1 protein-coding gene is annotated in these 262 nt (G+C 31.3%); it reads left to right on the top strand.

Annotated features, from left to right (window positions below; genetic code table 11):
• A partial coding sequence (locus AAEZ00_RS21540) for a hypothetical protein (RefSeq protein ID WP_351089982.1) occupies nucleotides 1–262 on the top strand: 262 nt, incomplete at both ends.

Here is a 262-nt window from a genome sequence, read left to right as displayed (position 1 = left end):
GATAAAATAGGTAAAATACTTACCTCTATTGATTATATGTCTGAAAACATGCTTTCCAACGTATCTCTAGTTGATGCGCTATCAAGCCAAGTTAAAGCTCCAATAGAGAATATTCAAGACGAGATAAATCAGCATGCAATAAATTCTTTAGAAACAAACAAAAATGTAATTTTAGCCATTAATGATTTGTCACAAGCTAGAACTGATGAATTTGAAAGTTTAATAGATAAAATGGGCGAAGAAGTTATTGCCCCTATTGTCA

The organism is Shewanella sp. S1-49-MNA-CIBAN-0167 (genome assembly GCF_040310145.1).
GTDB classification, from domain to species: Bacteria; Pseudomonadota; Gammaproteobacteria; order Enterobacterales; family Shewanellaceae; genus Shewanella; species Shewanella psychromarinicola.
The sequence above is the reverse complement of the archived record's forward strand: the minus strand, read 5'-3'. Positions and strand labels throughout refer to the sequence as shown.